Genomic DNA, 17,773 nt, shown 5'->3' with positions numbered 1-17,773 from the left:
AATGAAATAGTTTGCATACAATATATAATTTGATATAATGGAGCTATTAGTTTTATGATAGAAAAAAATCGATTTGCATAATTTTTACTACAAATATCATAATTAAACATGTACTTAATCTTTAGTCTAAATAGAAAACAAACTAAAAATCATCCTTTTCTTCCTAATTTTAATGGTGGAAAATTATACAAATTTTTATATGAATCATACAACAAAGGTAGGTAGGTAAAAATGCAATTACATCAAAAAATATTTAATGATTTATTTCGCAAAATATCTAATAGAGAATATAAAATTGGTGAGCTGCTACACACAGAAAAAGAAATGGAAATAATTTACAACACGAGCAAAGCTCCCATTAGACAAGCAGTTGCTGAACTTGTAAATCTAGGAATGGTTGCTAAAAAGCAAGGAAAGGGTACATTTATTACTAGCTATACTCCAAAAGACAACAAGCCTATACTTAGCGGCTTTGACAAAGCTTTTAGAAGTAATAAACATAATCTTACATGCAGTACTATTTATGTAGATATTATAAAAGCGAATATACCAATAGCAAAAAAACTTAATATTAAAGCAAGTGCTAACATTCTTTTAGTTAAGAGAATACGTTACTTAACTGATACACCAGTTTATTTTATTTACCACTATATACCTGATACTAGAATTATTGAAGATATTAGACAAGCAGGTAATTTTGAATCTTTGCGTTCACTATTATCTGAGAAATTTAATCTAAACTCTCATAACATCGTTGAAGAAATTAGCGCTACACATCCAAATATTGAAGTTGCAGAAGCTCTTAATATTAATAGTGTATATCCCTTGATAAAAGTTGACAGAATAACATATAACGAAGATTATAATCCCATTTATTTGACAGAATATTTTGTACGTTCCGAAAACTGGAAATATACTGTTGAATTTAGTCAATAAAATAATTAAAAGGCTGTTATACTCCCCAAGCAGCCTCTTAATATTTTAATTACTTTCTTGTTTCTATTTTAAATAATCTAGTGCAAAACTACATATAACTTTCATACCAGTCTCAATAGCCTTTTCATCAAATATCGTGCGTGGATTATGAAGAGGAAGTTGAGTCTGATAATTTTCAGATTTTGTACCTAATCTTATTAATGCACCTTTACAAAATTCTAAATATTTTGCAAAGTCTTCAGATCCCATTGAGGGCTCCTTTAAATCAACAATATTATCAACACCTATGGAATTTTCAGCACAACGCTTTAACTCTTTAACCAAAGTTTCATCTGCAATTAGAGGAGATGTTTTTTCTTCTATAACCACAGTTGCATCTGCTCTATATGCACTAGCTGTGTTTTCTACAATTCTAGTGACTATATCACTAATAATCTCTTGTGTTTCATTAGTAATTGTCCTAACTGTCCCATACATTTTTACTTCTTCTGGAACAATATTATGACTAGATCCAGCTTCGATTTTAGTAATTGAAACAATTATTGGATCTGTGGGAGCAATCTCCCTTGATGAAATAGATTGTAGACCATTAATAATATATGATGATATAAGAATAGGATCAACACCCTTGTGTGGATGTGCTGCATGTGTACCTTTCCCTTTTATTGTGATTTCCAACATGTTTGAGCTAGCCATCATTGGTCCTGCCTTCAATCCAATAGTTCCTGCCTTTATTTCTGGCCAACAATGAATAGTAGTAATATAATCGATTGCATACTCATCAAAAACACCAGTTCTAATAATAGAATTTGCACCTCTTAATCCTTCTTCTGCAGGCTGAAAAATAAATATAATTCTTCCTGAAATCTCATTCTTCAATTTACTAAGTACCTTGATACAACCTAGTAATGTACTAGTATGAATATCATGACCACACATATGAGCTACACCATCTATTTTTGAAGAAAATGAAAGCCCTGATTTTTCTTCTATTCTTAGAGCATCCATATCTGCTCTAAAAGCAATGGTTTTCCCTTCTTTATCTCCTTTTAAAATAACTACTAATCCTGTTTCTAAGCCATATCTCTTAATATCTACATCACAATCTGAAAGTTCATCAATAATAGTTTGTGTTGTCTTATACTCTTGAAAAGCAAGCTCTGGGTTCTCATGTATTTTTCTTCTTATTGCTATAATATCATCTTTAATATCTTCTATAAGCATTTTATAATCCATTCCATTTTACCTCCTAGAATCAGTATTAAAGATAAACAGTTTCAAGGTTTAATACATTTCAAAGAAGGAATGTAGAAACGTTCATTATCTTCTTTAAAATATATTTTAAGTCTTAATGTTGTTTATCTATATAATAAATTTAAAGAAAGTCCCCTTATATGGGGACTTTTCCAAAATAATTTGCTAATTTAAATATTTAGTACTTTTGTCCAATTTCCTTAATACGGTTGTATGTTTCTTTGCCCCAAACTTCCATACCCAGCTTTTCTCTAACTTTCTCTGTAGCTTGAACAAAAGGCTCAATTTCTGGCTCAATTATTTTTACACCAGCTTCTTCAATTTTTTTCCTGAATTCAACAACTTGCTCAGCAGCTAATTCCTCTGCATATTTTCTTCCTTCATCACAAGCTCTCATAACTAATTCTCTATCCTTTTCTGACAAGCCTAGAATGAATTCATTATTAGCAGATACAAATGCAGGCTTTCTGATATGATTTGTAATGATTATATAATCTTGAATTTCATGGAATCCAGCAGAATAAATTGTTTCTATTGGATTTTCTTGACCATCAACCACTCCTGTTTGAAGTGCTGAATAAACCTCACCAAAGGCAAGTGGAGTAGGATTAGCACCTAATGCTTTAAATGTTTCAACATAATAATCTCTTTCAGGGGTTCTTAACTTCACACCCTTAAAATCTTCAGGAGTATGAATTGCTTTATTACATGATACAATTCTTGGATTTCTAGGTAAAAAACCAATATTTACTACACCCTGCTTCTCTAATAGTATCTTATTAAATTTTTCACCTATATCAGAAGAAAGGACTTCCATCCAGCCATCCATAGAACCCATAAGATAAGGAAGCGCCAAATATTCCAATTCTTTTATTCCTGGATTACCACTAGACATCATCTGAATTGTGTTCATTGCAAGCTGTTCATGTTGTTCCTCTGTAGAACCAAGTTGACTTGAAGGGAATAGATTAACCGTTATTCTATTATTACTTTCTTCCTCTACAATTTCCTTAAATTTTTTCATTCCCTCATATGCAGCCTCACCTTCACTAGCCCAAGTGCTATAACTTATTTCAAATGATTCTTCCTTTGAAGATTTTGCTTCTTTGGAACTAGAGTCCCCCTTTTGGAGATTGCTTTCTTGCTTAGAACATGCTCCTGCCGTTAACAAAACCATAATTACTAATAAAATCGATACAAATTTTTTCATAATCATTCTCCTTTCATTTTATTAATAACGGTGTTAGTATTTATCATTTGTTCAACAAATTTAACACCATATTGAACTAATTTATTAATAATTTTCTCCCCAATTTCAGAATTTCCTATATATGGATCACCAAGGACGCCTTGCTCAGATAAATCTTCCATATCAAAATATATAGAAGTTGTTATATCATCTATTTTAACCTGCGATAATCCACCTACCTGCATAGCTTGCCACGAAGATTTTTGGTCTTTTTCTTCTAATAAATTCATTTTAATATGTTCTGGACATAGATATTTCATAACAGATGTTATTGGTTCTCCTCCGTGCCCCATAGGGTTCACACCTTTTCCATATAATTCATCTTTAAAAGATTGTGATAACGATCGCCACAAATCAATTTTACCTATCATAACACCATGTTCACGTTTCACTTCTCTTGCAACATTATCAATAATTGGTGAATTACCTGAGTGCCCATTAATAAACACAATTTTATTCACTCCATGTTCTAATAAACTCATTAATATGTCCTTACATAATAAATGCATTGTTTTAAGTGAAAGTGAAATAGTTCCTGAAAAGCCTCTAAAATATTCCGAATGCCCAAATGGAATTACAGGCAAAGTAAATGCGTTAGATTTTTCTGAAATTCTCTTTGCTATTTCATATGCCGCAATATAATCACCAGTAATTGAATGGGGTCCATGTTCTTCCATTGATCCTAAAGGAATTAAAATCACTGGATTTTCACTATATATTTCCTTAATTTCTTTCCATGTAAAATACTGTAATTCACTCTTCTTCATTGTTTTCTCCTTTTATCTAAATAATAATATTGGTAAAATCATACTAATAGATGGCACAAATGTAACTAATATAATGGCAATAATAATTGGTATATATAGTGGAGTCACCGCTTTTACAAGTCTTGTAAACTGCAATTTTGAAATATCTGCAACAACGTATAACATCATCCCAACAGGAGGAGTACAACCACCCAAAGTTAAAGTCAATACCATAATTATGCCGAAGTGTACTGGATCAACCCCTATTTCTTTTGCAACAGGTACAAAAATAGGTGTCAGAACTATAAGCGCTTGTGATGGAAGCATGAAAAGACCTATTAATAATAAAAACACAACAAGTATAAATAAAATAATAGTTTCATTGTTAGAAATACTAAACACCAAATCGATGACCATTTCAGGTACTCTAGCTTTTGTCATTACCCAAGAAAAGGCCGTAGCACACGCAAGTATAAATAGGTTATTAACACTTGCAATACTCACTTTTTTTATAGTTTCAAATAACGAACCCAACGTCATATTTTTATATACAACAAGGCCTACAAACACCCCATAAAATACTGCAATCGCTGCAGATTCTGTTGGAGTGAATACTCCTGATAAGACTCCCCCGATGATTATTATCGGCATTATCAAAGCACTAACGCCACTTTTTGTAGCATCTGTAAATTCTTTGAAATTGGCTTTTTCATATCTAGGATAATCCATTTTTTTAGAATAATAATAAGTATAAACCATTTGAGATAAGGCAAGTACTAGTCCTGGTAATATTCCAGCTGCTAACAGTTGTCCAATTGGAACCTGAGCTAAAATACCATACATTACCAGTGTTATACTAGGAGGAATGATTGGTCCAACCATTGATGAAGCAACGGTAATAGCTGCAGAAAAATCTGTGTCATAGCCTTCTTTTTCCATAGCTGGTATAAGTGCTGATCCAAGTGCCGCCGCATCTGCTGTTGCAGAACCAGAAATACCTGCAAAGATAATACTTGCAACTATGTTAACCTGAGCTAATCCTCCTTTAAAATGACCAACAAGAACTTTCGCCATTCGAATTATTCTGTCAGTTACTCCACTTGTATTCATCAGTTCTCCCGCTAAAAAGAAAAATGGGATTGCTAACATTGTAAAAGAATTAACTCCGCGAGACATACTTTGAGCTACGGTGGATAGATTAATAGAATTGACAAACAAATACCATAGAGATGTAATTCCTAAAGAAAATGCAACAGGCATGCCTAATGCAATTAGTACTATAAGTGCAATAAACAAAACTATCATATTCATTACAGGTCACTCCAATCTTCATTAACATTCAAAGGATATAACCCCTTCTTATATAGCCTAAAATTTAATACCATTCTCAAAATTATAAAAATCTGTATAAGCATACATCCTACAGCAGGTGCCCCTCTCCAATACCCAAGAGGTATGTCCATTGCTCCAGATGTAAAGTTCATAGATACTCTTATTAAATCATAACTAGAAAAAATTACTGTTAATAAAAATACTGATGCAATGATTTGTCTGCATATATACAACCAAAATCGAACTTTTCTTGGCAAAATATCAACTAAACTAGTTACACTTAAAAGCTTTTCATTGTAGGCATTAACAGAAACACCTATAAATGTCATCCATATTAATAAAAATCTTGCTAGTTCCTCACTCCAAACCAAAGGTCTGTCCATTATAAACCTAAAAAACACTTGCATCAAAGTTAAAATAATGATACTAAAGAATAATATTCCTGTTTTATTAGAAATAATTTCTATAACCTTCCCTATTCTTTTTTCCATAATTTACTCCTTTACTTAATTTAATTATTCATTAAACTTCTTGTGATAGTATACTTTGTAATTCCAAATATCACTTCTTGCATAGTATTCCATGTAAGCTCTCGGAGTATTATTTTCATCTAGAGATATTCTTTCGATTCTCATAACGGCCAAATCCTCATTAAAACAAAGTTTTTTCTTTATTTCATCATTTGCTATAACTGCCGTTAAGCTCTCAATTACATTTTCCAGCTTAAATCCAAACTTATATATAAGTAAATATCTCATTGAAAAAAAGTTGCCTTCTTCCTTAAGTGAATCCTCATCAACATAAGGCAAATAGTGTGTCATATATATTACTTTTTGTCCATCTTGTTCTCTAATTCGAGTAACTTTTGTTGCAGATGTTCCTTTTTTCACATTTAGCTTTTCTGCAATTCTATCATCTAAAACGCAAGTACTAATTGCAACACACTTACAAGCTCTGGTCTTTGATATAGCCTCTGCATATCCACTCAAAGTATGGTTAGTAATATAATCTAACACATCAAGATTTTTAACAAATGTCCCTTTCCCTGCTTTTCGCTCAATTAAACCAATAGTTGATAATTTTGATAACGCTTGCCTAATTGGCGCTTTACTAACACCATAAATCTTTTCCATCTCTTTTTCTGATGGAAGAATATCACCTTGGGAATAATAGCCAAGTTTTATCTTGTCACATATATCATCATATATTTTCTTATACAGCATCATTTCATCTCCTACCTCCCTCCCTTCTTACCTCAAATTATATTTCGTAGTAAAATTGATTATAACATTATAATATTATAATATTTAATTTTTGTCAATATCTTAGACTCGAAAAATGTAAATTTCAGCTCGAAATATGTCAATATATGACTATACATAATTTATACAATAAATAGACTTAAAATATCTCTATTAAACTTCATCTAGATGCTACGGGTATAAATAGTTTAGTGGAAAAACAATCAGAAAATATATTAAAGAATATGAAAAAAAGAAAAAAATGAAATAATGGAACCCGAAGAAAAGCTTGAGAAATCAAAATATTTCAATTCAAATTCCAAAATGTACAAAATATAGATAAGCAAATGAGTTATAAACCTTCAATCAATAGCTAGATTTATAATTTTATCAATTATGTCCTTACCTCCTCATATATATCAATCACTACCATGGGGAACCACGTTCATGAAGTCCTTTTCGGGGACATTTATATAATTATCGGGAGTCCTTCCACCTATTATTGTTTCTGCAATGGGGAGGGTTGATTTTACTTCTGTGGTTTTGAAATGAATAGTACTAATATCAAACCAAAAAAAGACCGGGAAACCGGTCTTATACTTAACTTACTCTTTATTATCTATGCAAAAAGTTGTGTATTCAAAACTCTATCATCACTCTTATTTTCCAAATTTTTGTTCATTTCTCGAAGTTTTTAAATTTATTAAGGGATAGTGCTTACAACTGTGTTCTAATGTCAAAGCAAATATATTGAGATTATTCATAGAACTTCCTTCTATAATCACTGATTTAACTGTATGGAAAATTCCAAGTTGTTTTTTATCATATTGTTATGTATTTAGGTCTTTATCCCTTGTTTTCTATTTAAATCTTTTTAAATCATTTTTACTAAAGGTCCATTCCGGTGTCCTTATTGTATCGACATCCTTTAATACATACCACGGACTTATATTATCATTATTTGGGTTAACTAATATCTGTATGTCCTGTGCCGGCATATAGCTTTGTGCCAGCATAAAAAGCTTCTGATCAGAATTGTCGTTCTTAGCCATATCAACTACTATAACTGCATGCCCAGGACTTCCACCTTGGATTAAAACATCTCCGATTTCCATATCCTTAAGCTTCACTGTATCAAGCTCCTGAGATAGTGATAACGTCCCTGCATACATAAATATTAACTCCATATAATTACGAAAATCATTATATGTATTGGATTTTTTGTTCTTTTTTATATAACTAGAATTATTTCCATTAATACTCACTCTATAACCATCAATCCATTTGTGATAATCCACCCTAAATCCATTAGTAAGATTAAAATGAATTTTGTCGTATTCACCTCTACTATATAAATACTCTCCCCTAAGCCTCATAATCGCATCAGCACATTGTTGAAGATTCTTCTTGCCAATATCCATATCTATAACCGCCTCATAGACACCATGCTTATTTTTAGCTTGCCCATTATAATATAATACCTTTGCCCCATAGGGCTTTAGTGCTAAATTTCTTAGGTATCCTCCGAAGGAATCCTCTGAGGCTTTTATTCTATTATATCCCTTAGGAGCTTTAAATCTTTCAGCTAATATCAACCCATTCTTATTTATTATTGGTACAGTTGATGTTACCTGCTTTTGAACTTCAATACCTTTATTGTTATTTTTTTCACTATAATCTTCTGGATTTTTAGGATGCTGCTTCAATCCACACCCAGTAAGAACCCCTAATATCAATATTAAGCATACTATTCGCTTCAATTTATTATCCCTACTTCCCGTACTACATATCACTATTTATATGCTTATAGGGATTTTAGTATAGACTTTAACTTATACAAGTCCAAAATCCCCAGAACCATCGCATATTTGTCGATGTATAAATTAAAGTTTTGACCAGAATCTCTATAATTCCATATTTAATACAATCATAACTCATTTTGATATATAGTACAATTTGTGTACTAACTAAATTATATAATCATTAATTGTAAAGAGGAGATTGGTTTAATGACTATGAGAATTTTAGCACTTGCCGATCTTGGCGGTATGGTTGTTTTAGGAGCTATTGGTCTTTTGTTTATTTCTCTAAATAAATAGTGTCTATCTATCAATCACTACCATCGGGAAACCTCCCAGCTATTATTGTTTCTTCAATGGGGACGGTTGATTTTACTTCTATGGTTTTTGAAATGAATGGTACGATGGTCTTTACTTGAGTATTTACGGATAGATATATCTTATGAAATGAAGTAAATATAAAAAATAGTGGTGATCTACTACCCTTAAGCTATTTTGATCCCTAGTTTACTGCTTTTGTATAAAATCTAACTAGCAAAAAAAGTAAAAGAAATAGTACACTTGGTATTCCGCTTATAATTACTGTAATTATTGATAATACTTTTCTTCTTTCTTTTTTAAATAAATCTACAATACCCATTACAAGTGCCGAAAATTGAAATATTAGTGTTACAATCATAATCCAATATTCCTTGTCTCGAGGAACAATAAAACTATAAAACCCAAACATCCCTCCCCAATAAACTAAAAATCCAACTATAAAAGAAAAAAATGCTATAATACTTAGTTTTGATACACTAACTTTTTTCTTCTCTTCCATTGTATTAATCCCACCCCATGCATTCATTTAGAACATTATAAAGGTCTTTTAAAACCCACGAATCCCTTTTATCTGCTCGCTCTATTACTATCTTCTTGTGTTCTTCAGATGCTATGTCTTTGAGTTTTTAGGCTAAGACATATAGTTTTTCTCTGTCATTGCTATCACCATGTATTTTTATTTTTTTTGAGTTCCTCATTTGTCATATTCATTTCTACAGCAAATTTTGTCATGATATACTAACCTTTCTAAACAATTTGAAAATTCTAGGAGGTATGGAGGATTAGGTTCGGGCCATTGCTAGGGAAAGAAACGGAAAATCCTTTAGGTATTCTCCATTGACATCTATTTTAATGAGTAAACAAAGAATTTGTGCTTTTACATCTTTTTTAAAATCTCCAATCATCACCAAACAATCCACCAGTTTTTACCCACGCCTCTTTTGTTATATCTTCACCATTTTGTTTTACTGTATATTGAAATTTATAAATCATTATACCTTTTCCAGCAAATCTAAATGGGCCTTTTTCAAAAACTGACTTTTCAATATTTATAATTTTGCCACCCATTTCTTCAACTTTTCTTTCAATTTTTTTCCTATCCTTTTTACTTCTAAATACATACATAACATAAAGGAGTATTATAGAAAATATTACTATTACTGCTTCCATACTCATCACCTCATTGTTCACTCTATAAATTTTTAAAAATCTCATTTTAATTTTATACTAATATGTAAATTTCTTCAATTAATATTATCTATCAAAGATATAGTTTCAGCTCAATAAGAAAAGAGTAGAGCCTAAGCCCTACCCTACGTTAACTAATACTTCTGCGTCAAAAACAATCAAGGATAAGGTTTTAACCCTATCCTCAATAATATTAATCGTTATATTCCATTACTTCAAATTGTAGAATCTTATCAGCAATAATATAATCTTTTCTACTTTCAAATGGCCCTATATTGTAATCCTTTTTTATTATGTAATATGGATCATCCCTATCTTCAAACCAGTCTATAAAGTCTTCTACGTCACTCATTGATAAATCATATTCGTTTATTGTCCCATTTAGCATTGTAATTCTTAAAAGTGCATTATCTCCGCTACTGCTACTTCCCCCTGGTGTTGCAGATACTTCGTTTGAATTGGGGCTTGTAGCTCCATTTTTTACAGTACATACGACATAATAGTATGTAGTGCCATTATCAAGACCACTGTCTGTATAACTGGTTTCTTTAGTTTCACCTATTTTTTCATATGGTCCACCTTTTTTTGTTGATCTTTTTACAATATACTTATCAGCACCTTTAACTTCATCACATGAAAGAATTACTTTTTCATCTCCTGATGTTGCTGTTAGGTTTACTGGTATATTAGGAGTGTTCATGTCTAATAGTTCTCCATTTTCATCTATATCTATGGCGTCAAAATCCCATCTTCCTGGTGTTTTGGAATATATCTCTACCGAATGTATATTTAGGTTGAGATTCTCAACAGAAAATACTAGTATTTGCTTTAAACGTTCTCCTTTTATGTTAGCTGTTTGGACTTCCTCCCCGTCAATTTTCAATGCTAAAGTTTCTGTATGCTCAGGCCATCTTGATGCAATTATTCTTAACTTACTTCCATAAAATTTAAAATTTACTTTACTATCGTAAATATCTTTTTGCACTGCTCCCACTGGTATATGATGTAAAATATCATTGTATTGAGTAGATTCTTTCCAAGTTGTCCATGTACCAGTATAAAGTATCAAAGCATCAGTATCATCAATTCTTTTCCATCCACTTTCAGGTTCTAACAATTGATCATGAATCTGTGCTGCATAAACCTGTATTTCTGCTCCCACAAACACAAAGGATACCATTAACATAGCCACTACAAAACAAACTCCTAATTTCCTAATCTTCATCTTTCGTCCTCCTTAAATTGTCTTCAAATTCATATATTATTCTATATGTAAATTTTAGAAAGAAACAGTCTGTTTTTATATTTTTTGGTATTATACAATAAAAGTTTACAGAATATTACTTGGTAATTACAGGTATCAATCATTGACATAGGGAAACCTTCCAACTATTATTGTTTCTTCAACGAGAACGGTTGATTCTACTTCTATGGTTTTTGAAATGAATGGTACTAATGTAAAATCAAAAAAGACCGGGTTTCCCGGCCTAATAACTCGTCAAAATCAAATCATTATTTTTTCCCTTCTTTATTAATTAGTTTTTATTTATTTTCTTCCATAATTTCCTTCCCAATTTCTAAACATTCTTCTATTTTAAAAGTAGTAGAAAAGCAAAATTTAAATATTTTTTGTATTTCCCTTGCTAATGCCTCAACGTTATTTGTTTCCATCCTATCAATATAGGCTTTAATTCTCTTTATCTCAACTGAGTATTCATCATTTGGAGCCATATGAAGCAATTCCATAGGATCCCATTGATCAATGATTTTTTTAATATGTTTATAATCTATAATAACCATCTCCTAACACTTCCAATTGTTAATTATCATCTTACAGATTTTTAAAAAACTGTATCATTATACATTATAATAAGTTTATCCCCCTTTTCTACAATAATTATAGCTATATCGTAACTTATATTCAAAACCACTCTAGCTTAACTATTACTTTTCCGTCAAAAATAATCAAGGATAAGGCTTTACCCCCATCCTCAATAATATTAATCGTTATATTCCATTACTTCAAATTGTAAAATCTTATCAGCCACAATATAGTCTTTTCTACTTTCAAATGGTCCTATATTGTAATCCTTTTCTATTATGTAATAGGGATCATCCCTATCTTCAAACCAGTCTATAAAGTCTTCTACGTCACTCATTGATAAATCATATTCGTTTATTGTCCCATTTAGCATTGTGATTCTTAAAAGTGCGTTATCTCCGCCACTGCTACTTCCTTCCGGTATTGCTGATGCTTCATTGGAATCTGGGCTTTTAACTCCATTTTTTACAGCACATACTACATAATAATATGTAGTCCCATTTTCCAGACCACTGTCTGTATAACTGGTTTCTTTAGTTTCACCTATTTTTTCATATGGTCCACCTTTTGTTGTTGATCTTTTTACAATATACTTATCAGCACTTTCTACTTCATCCCATGAAAGGTTTACTTTTTTATGGCTAGATTCTGCTATTAGGTTTACTGGAGTTGATGGTGGTGTGTAATATTCATTATATACTTGTATTTCACCAAGCTCACCGTCGAAAAATTTATCTGGAGCATCGGCTATTTTCCCAATAGACAAATTCAATGTATAACTTGTAACATCTTGGTTTTTTGATGTTATTGTACTAACAGGTATAGTAGTATTATTATCATATAACTTTACTCTATCATCATCAGCACTTCCATCCCATGTAAATAATATATCATGCCATTTATTATCGCATATACTATAAGGTGTGCTTATACTTAAAAAATCATATCCATCATAAAATTGTATATATAATTTCCCACTAGTATGCACAATTGCATGTATCCCCTTTTGAGTTCTACCATCATTAATATTTGAAAATATTACTTGCTCATGTTCTTTAGCTTTAGATACTTTCATTTTGAATCTTATAGTTTTCTCCCCTACAGGTATCACTTTATCACTAAACTGTATATAATCATCTACACCATCAAATGTCATACCTTTTCCATAAGGAGTATCAATCTTAGTAGCTCCATTAATATTCCCATCATAATTGCCTTTATAATCCTTTACCACATCCCCACTATCCTCATCAAAATACCAAGCCGCAACTAAATCATCCTCTGTAAGATTTCCTATACCTATTTTCTTTGCTTCCACTGCATAAGCATTGATACTTACACTACCCATCACAAAGGATACCATCAACATAGCCACCAAAAAACAAACTCCTAATTTCCTAATTTTCATCTTTTGCCCTCCTTAAATTGTCTTCAAATTCATATATTATTCTATATGTAAATTTTAGAAAGAAACAGTCTGTTTTTATATTTTTTGGTATTATACAATAAAAGTTTACAGAATATTACTTGGTAATTACAGGTATCAATCACTACCATCGGGAACCACGTTCATGAAGTCCTTTTCGGGGACGTTTATATAATTATCGGGAACCCTTCCGACTATTATTGTTTCTGCAATGGGGACGGTTGATTTTACTTCTATGGTTTTTGAAATGAATGGTACGATGGTCTTTACTTGGGTATTTACGGATAGATATATCTTATGCCTTGTTTGATTTATACCCGATTGTTGAAATTCTGTGAAAAAATCTACATTAACTCTTCCTATTGGAGTAACCTTTATATTTACCTTGGGTCCATATTGGGCCAATAGCTGGCTTCCAAATATATTCCCTAAAGGCACCTTAATACTTGCAGTTTCCGTTGATCTAATTTTATTTTGCACCGTTAATGCCACATTTGATGCAAGGCTATTCATCATGATGGTGTTAGCCTGCATTACTATACTGCTAAATTTTTATATTAGATCAAGAAGTGCTATTGTAAATTTGGCGTATTGATTAGTCAGTTGCCTATACAACTTAATTTTTGAGCTAAGAATATAAAGACCAAGTCATTTCTGTTATAATTACTTTTTGCTCTTTATATAGTCAATATAATTTAAAACTTCTTTATATTGTTCTTCGCTAAGCATTGATAAATCAACAATTTTTTTCACATATTTTTTGCTATCTGTTTTTTCTTCTCTTTGATTTAAAAAATAAGTTGCAATTGTACCTGTCAACATACTAATAAACCCAATACCTACAATCATAAGTATTGCTGCAATTATCCTCCCAAGAATCGTCACAGGAGAAATATCTCCATATCCTACAGTTGTTGTAGTTACAAAACTCCACCACATAGCATCACCAAAAGAATCGATGGTTTTATCTTGCTCTACAATGTATATGCCTACTGAACCTAAAATAATGGTGGTAATTGTTAGATAAAGAATATTCACGAATCCATTAGTCTTTACAAACTTATCTATCTTACCCCCAAATTTTCTGCTAAATGCAAATAATCTTGCTAATCTAGTTATCTTAGTTAATTTCGATATTTTAGTAATACGAAATATCCTTGTTAATCTTACTATTCTAAAAGCCCTAAAAAGAGAATTAAAAGGAATAATAGCTACTAGATCTAATATATTTTGCTTGAAGAATTCCTTTTTATTATTTGACAATATTAATCGAATTACATAATCAATAGAGAATATTATTAATATACATAAATCTGTATAATATAACACTTCACAAGACTCAATTGATATTTTCCCTGTTAAATCTAAAAGTGATAAACTAACTGCAACTAAAGCTAATAAAGTTATAAAAACCTCATAGGAAATTGTTATTTTTTTATACTTAGTAATGCTTTGCATATTAAATCAATCCTTTACAGTCATATATTTATCCAACAGCTCATTATCCTTTTAAAAACAATTCTCTCTTCTTTTTTCTTTTAGCCTTTCATTTAATTTTTCTATAAGTATTTCTAACTCTCTTTTCCTTAGATAGTGTTTGGATGATCTACTTACATTAGGTATAAGATAAACAAGATATAAAAATATTAATATACAAATAGGTATAATTGAAATAAATATACCCATAATTATAACCCCTACAATACTCCCTATAGTCCCTATATCTCTGTCTAAAATTTCTACAAACCCACCTTTGTCAATTTGAAAAAACATAAGAGCAACTATAATACCTGAAAAACATCCTAACAAAATATTCTGATCAATATCAAAATTTTTCTCTAGTTCATATTTTCTACTTAGTAATTCGTCGGTAGAAAAATAATTTTTATCATAATACTTTCTTATATCTTCAACTAAATCTAGAATGTCTTTTTTTTTATATTTTTTATAAATGCATTTCATATTTTTTCGAATTTTATACTGAGGACCAAAAATCAATTTTATAATATGTGAATAACCCATAAATACCGTAACTATAAAAAAATCTATATACATATACTTGTAATTTACAAAATATGACAGAACAAGAAAAATGATATAAATAATTATGATGAACCTTTCAAGAGTAACTCTAGTATTCTTCATTACCTTCCTCCTAAGATACAATAAAATAAACAATATATACTCCCTAGTATAATATTAATTATGTAAATTTTGTAAAATACCTTTGACTATAATTGTCGAATAGAAAGATATTTTAGAATAGATTGTAGCTGTCTCCTGCCAAGTGTTTCTAGTCAAAAAAATTAAGGATAAGGTTTTAACCCCTATCCTCAATAATATTAATCGTTATATTCCATTACTTCAAATTGCAGAATCTTATCGGCAACAATATAGTCTTTTCTACTTTCAAATGGCCCTATATTGTAATCCTTTTCTATTATGTAATATGGATCATCCCTATCTTCAAACCAATCTATAAAGTCTTCTATGTCACTCATTGATAAATCATATTCGTTTATTGTACCGTTTAGCATTGTGATTTTTAAAAGTGCGTTATCTCCACTACCACTACTTCCCCCTGGTGTTGCAGATGCTTCGTTTGAATTGGGGCTTGTAGCTTCATTTTTTACAGTACATAGGACATAATAGTATGTAGTGCCATTATCAAGACCACTGTCTGTATAACTGGTTTCTTTAGTTTCACCTATTTTTTCATATGGTCCACCTTTTGTTGTTGATCTTTTTACTATATATTTTTCGGCATCTTCCACTTTATCCCATGAAAGGTTTACTTTTTTATTGCCTGATGTTGCTATTAGGTTTATTGGAGCTGATGGTGGATTATAAGCTTCACTATATATTTCTATTTGAGATAATTCGCCTCTAAATTTAAAGTAATTTTCGTCTATTCCTCCATTCACTCCAATTCTTAAATTATAAGTTGGAGAATTTGTTTCTAACTTCTTTGCATTATCAACACTTACTGGAACATTCATATCATCAACAAACAACCTAACATTTTCTGTACCCTTCTTGCCATCCCATGTAAATAGAACATCATGCCATTTCCCATCACATATTGAGTAAGGTGTTGCTATAGGAGTAATTATATCTGAAAATGATCCATTTTGATTCAAAATAAAAACACCTAATTTACCACTCTCTGGTGAAACATTCATATGTAGCCCATAACTATCCTTTTCTGAGCCAACATTAGAAAATATAGCTTCCCAATGCCCATGATCAGGCATATTATCTTTTTTAATCTTAAATCTTATACTTTTTCCACCAATAGGAATTACTTTATCAGCAAATTGTATATAATCATCAACTCCATCGAAACTCCTACCCTTACCATAAGGTGTATCAACTAAAGCAGTCCCATTAACCGTCCCATCGTAATTCCCCTTATAATCCTTTACCACATCCCCACTATCCTCATCAAAATACCAAGCAGCTACCAAATCAGCTTCTGTAAGATTACCTATACCTATTTTCTTTGTTTCCTCAGCATAAGCATTCACACTTGCACTAGACAACACAAAGGATACCATCAACATAGCCACCAAAAAACAAACTCCTAATTTCCTAATCTTCATCTTTCGTCCTCCTTAAATTGTCTTCAATTTCATATATTATTCTATATGTAAATTTTAGAAAGAAACAGTCTGTTTTTATCTTTTTTGGTAGTATACAATGAAAGTTTACAGAATATTACTTGGTAATTACAGGTATCAATCACTACCATCGGGAACCACGTTCATGAAGTCCTTTTCGGGGACGTTTATGTAATTATCGGGAACCCTTCCAACTATTATTGTTTCTGCAATGGGGACGGTTGATTTTACTTCTATGGTTTTTGAAATGAATGGGACGATGGTCTTTACTTGAGTATTTACGGATAGATATATCTTATGCCTTGTTTGATTTATACCCGATTGTTGAAATTCTGTGAAAAAATCTACATTGACTCTTCCTATTGGAGTAACCTTTATATTCACCTTGGGTCCATATTGGGCCAATAGCTGGCTTCCAAATATATTCCCTAAAGGCACCTTAATACTTGCAGTTTCCGTTGATCTAATTTTATTTTGCACCGTTAATGCCACATTTGATGCAAGACTATTCATCATGATTGTGTTAGCCTGCATAAAAGTTATATTGCCCTCACTATCGGTTCTAATAAAATATAAGTCCTGATATCTTATGTCATCGGTGATTTTATCCCGTATTGATTCATTTATAGCCTTAGAAGCTATTTCCTTTGCTTTTATTTCAGCTATAGTCAATACAGTCGGTTTAATTTTTTTATCTACTAATGCAAAGCCATATATTATTAGAAGCAGTGTAAATAAAGTAATTATATATGTATAAGCAAAAATCTTTCTATGATTTCTAGTTGACCTTTTATATTTTTTGCGGGTAAACACAAAAACACCCCCTTATATCTATAATA

General features: G+C 31.0%; 18 protein-coding genes. 1 reads left to right on the top strand and 17 read right to left on the bottom strand.

Annotated elements, in window-relative coordinates; genetic code table 11:
* The first annotated feature begins 231 nt into the window (after positions 1-231).
* Entirely contained in the window at positions 232-936 is a 705-nt protein-coding gene (locus N4A68_09340; protein MCT4564494.1) for a GntR family transcriptional regulator, read from the top strand.
* Positions 937-999: 63 nt separating this feature from the next.
* On the opposite strand, the gene N4A68_09335 is transcribed toward N4A68_09340, so the two are convergent.
* The 17 genes from N4A68_09335 to yunB (N4A68_09255) form a co-directional block, all read right to left on the bottom strand.
* Entirely contained in the window at positions 1,000-2,172 is a 1,173-nt protein-coding gene (locus tag N4A68_09335) for a M20 family metallopeptidase (protein MCT4564493.1), read from the bottom strand.
* Positions 2,173-2,368: 196 nt separating this feature from the next.
* Entirely contained in the window at positions 2,369-3,400 is a 1,032-nt protein-coding gene (locus N4A68_09330; GenBank protein MCT4564492.1) for a TRAP transporter substrate-binding protein, read from the bottom strand.
* A 2-nt stretch (positions 3,401-3,402) separates the two neighbouring features.
* Positions 3,403-4,206, bottom strand: coding sequence for a creatininase family protein (locus N4A68_09325; GenBank protein ID MCT4564491.1), 804 nt, complete (start codon positions 4,204-4,206; stop codon positions 3,403-3,405).
* 12 nt (positions 4,207-4,218) lie between these two features.
* Positions 4,219-5,496, bottom strand: coding sequence for a TRAP transporter large permease (locus tag N4A68_09320; protein MCT4564490.1), 1,278 nt, complete (start codon positions 5,494-5,496; stop codon positions 4,219-4,221).
* Positions 5,496-6,008: a TRAP transporter small permease gene (locus N4A68_09315; GenBank protein ID MCT4564489.1), complete on the bottom strand. Its 513-nt coding sequence runs from the start codon at positions 6,006-6,008 to the stop codon at positions 5,496-5,498. Before N4A68_09315 ends, N4A68_09320 begins: the two co-directional genes overlap by 1 nt.
* A 24-nt stretch (positions 6,009-6,032) precedes the next feature.
* Complete coding sequence (locus tag N4A68_09310) at positions 6,033-6,743, bottom strand: GntR family transcriptional regulator (GenBank protein MCT4564488.1); 711 nt, start codon at positions 6,741-6,743, stop codon at positions 6,033-6,035.
* 875 nt (positions 6,744-7,618) lie between these two features.
* Positions 7,619-8,518, bottom strand: a complete 900-nt coding sequence (locus N4A68_09305) for a DUF4846 domain-containing protein (GenBank protein ID MCT4564487.1) — start codon at positions 8,516-8,518, stop codon at positions 7,619-7,621.
* A gap of 541 nt (positions 8,519-9,059) precedes the next feature.
* Positions 9,060-9,377 (bottom strand): hypothetical protein, encoded by a 318-nt coding sequence (locus N4A68_09300; GenBank protein ID MCT4564486.1) that lies wholly within the window; start codon positions 9,375-9,377, stop codon positions 9,060-9,062.
* Positions 9,378-9,766: 389 nt separating this feature from the next.
* Positions 9,767-10,048, bottom strand: a complete 282-nt coding sequence (locus N4A68_09295) for a hypothetical protein (GenBank protein ID MCT4564485.1) — start codon at positions 10,046-10,048, stop codon at positions 9,767-9,769.
* 211 nt (positions 10,049-10,259) lie between these two features.
* A complete protein-coding gene (locus N4A68_09290; protein MCT4564484.1) occupies positions 10,260-11,291 on the bottom strand; it encodes a hypothetical protein in 1,032 nt (343 codons plus the stop codon).
* 317 nt (positions 11,292-11,608) lie between these two features.
* Positions 11,609-11,866, bottom strand: a complete 258-nt coding sequence (locus N4A68_09285; GenBank protein MCT4564483.1) for a YugE family protein — start codon at positions 11,864-11,866, stop codon at positions 11,609-11,611.
* A 200-nt stretch (positions 11,867-12,066) separates the two neighbouring features.
* A complete protein-coding gene (locus tag N4A68_09280) occupies positions 12,067-13,296 on the bottom strand; it encodes a hypothetical protein (protein MCT4564482.1) in 1,230 nt (409 codons plus the stop codon).
* Positions 13,297-13,431: 135 nt separating this feature from the next.
* Entirely contained in the window at positions 13,432-13,848 is a 417-nt protein-coding gene (gene yunB / locus N4A68_09275) for a sporulation protein YunB (GenBank protein ID MCT4564481.1), read from the bottom strand.
* A gap of 129 nt (positions 13,849-13,977) precedes the next feature.
* Positions 13,978-14,772, bottom strand: a complete 795-nt coding sequence (locus N4A68_09270; protein ID MCT4564480.1) for an ion transporter — start codon at positions 14,770-14,772, stop codon at positions 13,978-13,980.
* Positions 14,773-14,823: 51 nt separating this feature from the next.
* A complete protein-coding gene (locus tag N4A68_09265; protein ID MCT4564479.1) occupies positions 14,824-15,459 on the bottom strand; it encodes a hypothetical protein in 636 nt (211 codons plus the stop codon).
* Between the two features lie 197 nt (positions 15,460-15,656).
* Positions 15,657-16,916: a LamG domain-containing protein gene (locus N4A68_09260; protein ID MCT4564478.1), complete on the bottom strand. Its 1,260-nt coding sequence runs from the start codon at positions 16,914-16,916 to the stop codon at positions 15,657-15,659.
* 135 nt (positions 16,917-17,051) lie between these two features.
* Entirely contained in the window at positions 17,052-17,747 is a 696-nt protein-coding gene (yunB, locus tag N4A68_09255; protein ID MCT4564477.1) for a sporulation protein YunB, read from the bottom strand.
* Between the last annotated feature and the right edge of the window lie 26 nt (positions 17,748-17,773).

Origin of the sequence: Maledivibacter sp., assembly GCA_025210375.1 — a bacterium.
Lineage (GTDB): Bacteria > Bacillota > Clostridia > Peptostreptococcales > Caminicellaceae > JAOASB01.
This window is presented reverse-complemented; position numbering and strand designations above follow the sequence as displayed.

Coding starts and splice junctions, on each gene's coding strand:
- N4A68_09300 (MCT4564486.1), bottom strand. CDS start 9,377: ATGGAAGAGAAGAAAAAAGTTAGTGTATCAAAACTAAGTATTATAGCA.
- N4A68_09325 (MCT4564491.1), bottom strand. CDS start 4,206: ATGAAGAAGAGTGAATTACAGTATTTTACATGGAAAGAAATTAAGGAA.
- N4A68_09290 (MCT4564484.1), bottom strand. CDS start 11,291: ATGAAGATTAGGAAATTAGGAGTTTGTTTTGTAGTGGCTATGTTAATG.
- N4A68_09315 (MCT4564489.1), bottom strand. CDS start 6,008: ATGGAAAAAAGAATAGGGAAGGTTATAGAAATTATTTCTAATAAAACA.
- N4A68_09330 (MCT4564492.1), bottom strand. CDS start 3,400: ATGAAAAAATTTGTATCGATTTTATTAGTAATTATGGTTTTGTTAACG.
- N4A68_09265 (MCT4564479.1), bottom strand. CDS start 15,459: ATGAAGAATACTAGAGTTACTCTTGAAAGGTTCATCATAATTATTTAT.
- yunB (MCT4564481.1), bottom strand. CDS start 13,848: ATGCAGGCTAACACCATCATGATGAATAGCCTTGCATCAAATGTGGCA.
- N4A68_09270 (MCT4564480.1), bottom strand. CDS start 14,772: ATGCAAAGCATTACTAAGTATAAAAAAATAACAATTTCCTATGAGGTT.
- N4A68_09295 (MCT4564485.1), bottom strand. CDS start 10,048: ATGGAAGCAGTAATAGTAATATTTTCTATAATACTCCTTTATGTTATG.
- N4A68_09260 (MCT4564478.1), bottom strand. CDS start 16,916: ATGAAGATTAGGAAATTAGGAGTTTGTTTTTTGGTGGCTATGTTGATG.
- N4A68_09280 (MCT4564482.1), bottom strand. CDS start 13,296: ATGAAAATTAGGAAATTAGGAGTTTGTTTTTTGGTGGCTATGTTGATG.
- N4A68_09310 (MCT4564488.1), bottom strand. CDS start 6,743: ATGATGCTGTATAAGAAAATATATGATGATATATGTGACAAGATAAAA.
- N4A68_09340 (MCT4564494.1), top strand. CDS start 232: ATGCAATTACATCAAAAAATATTTAATGATTTATTTCGCAAAATATCT.
- N4A68_09285 (MCT4564483.1), bottom strand. CDS start 11,866: ATGGTTATTATAGATTATAAACATATTAAAAAAATCATTGATCAATGG.
- N4A68_09320 (MCT4564490.1), bottom strand. CDS start 5,496: ATGAATATGATAGTTTTGTTTATTGCACTTATAGTACTAATTGCATTA.
- N4A68_09335 (MCT4564493.1), bottom strand. CDS start 2,172: ATGGATTATAAAATGCTTATAGAAGATATTAAAGATGATATTATAGCA.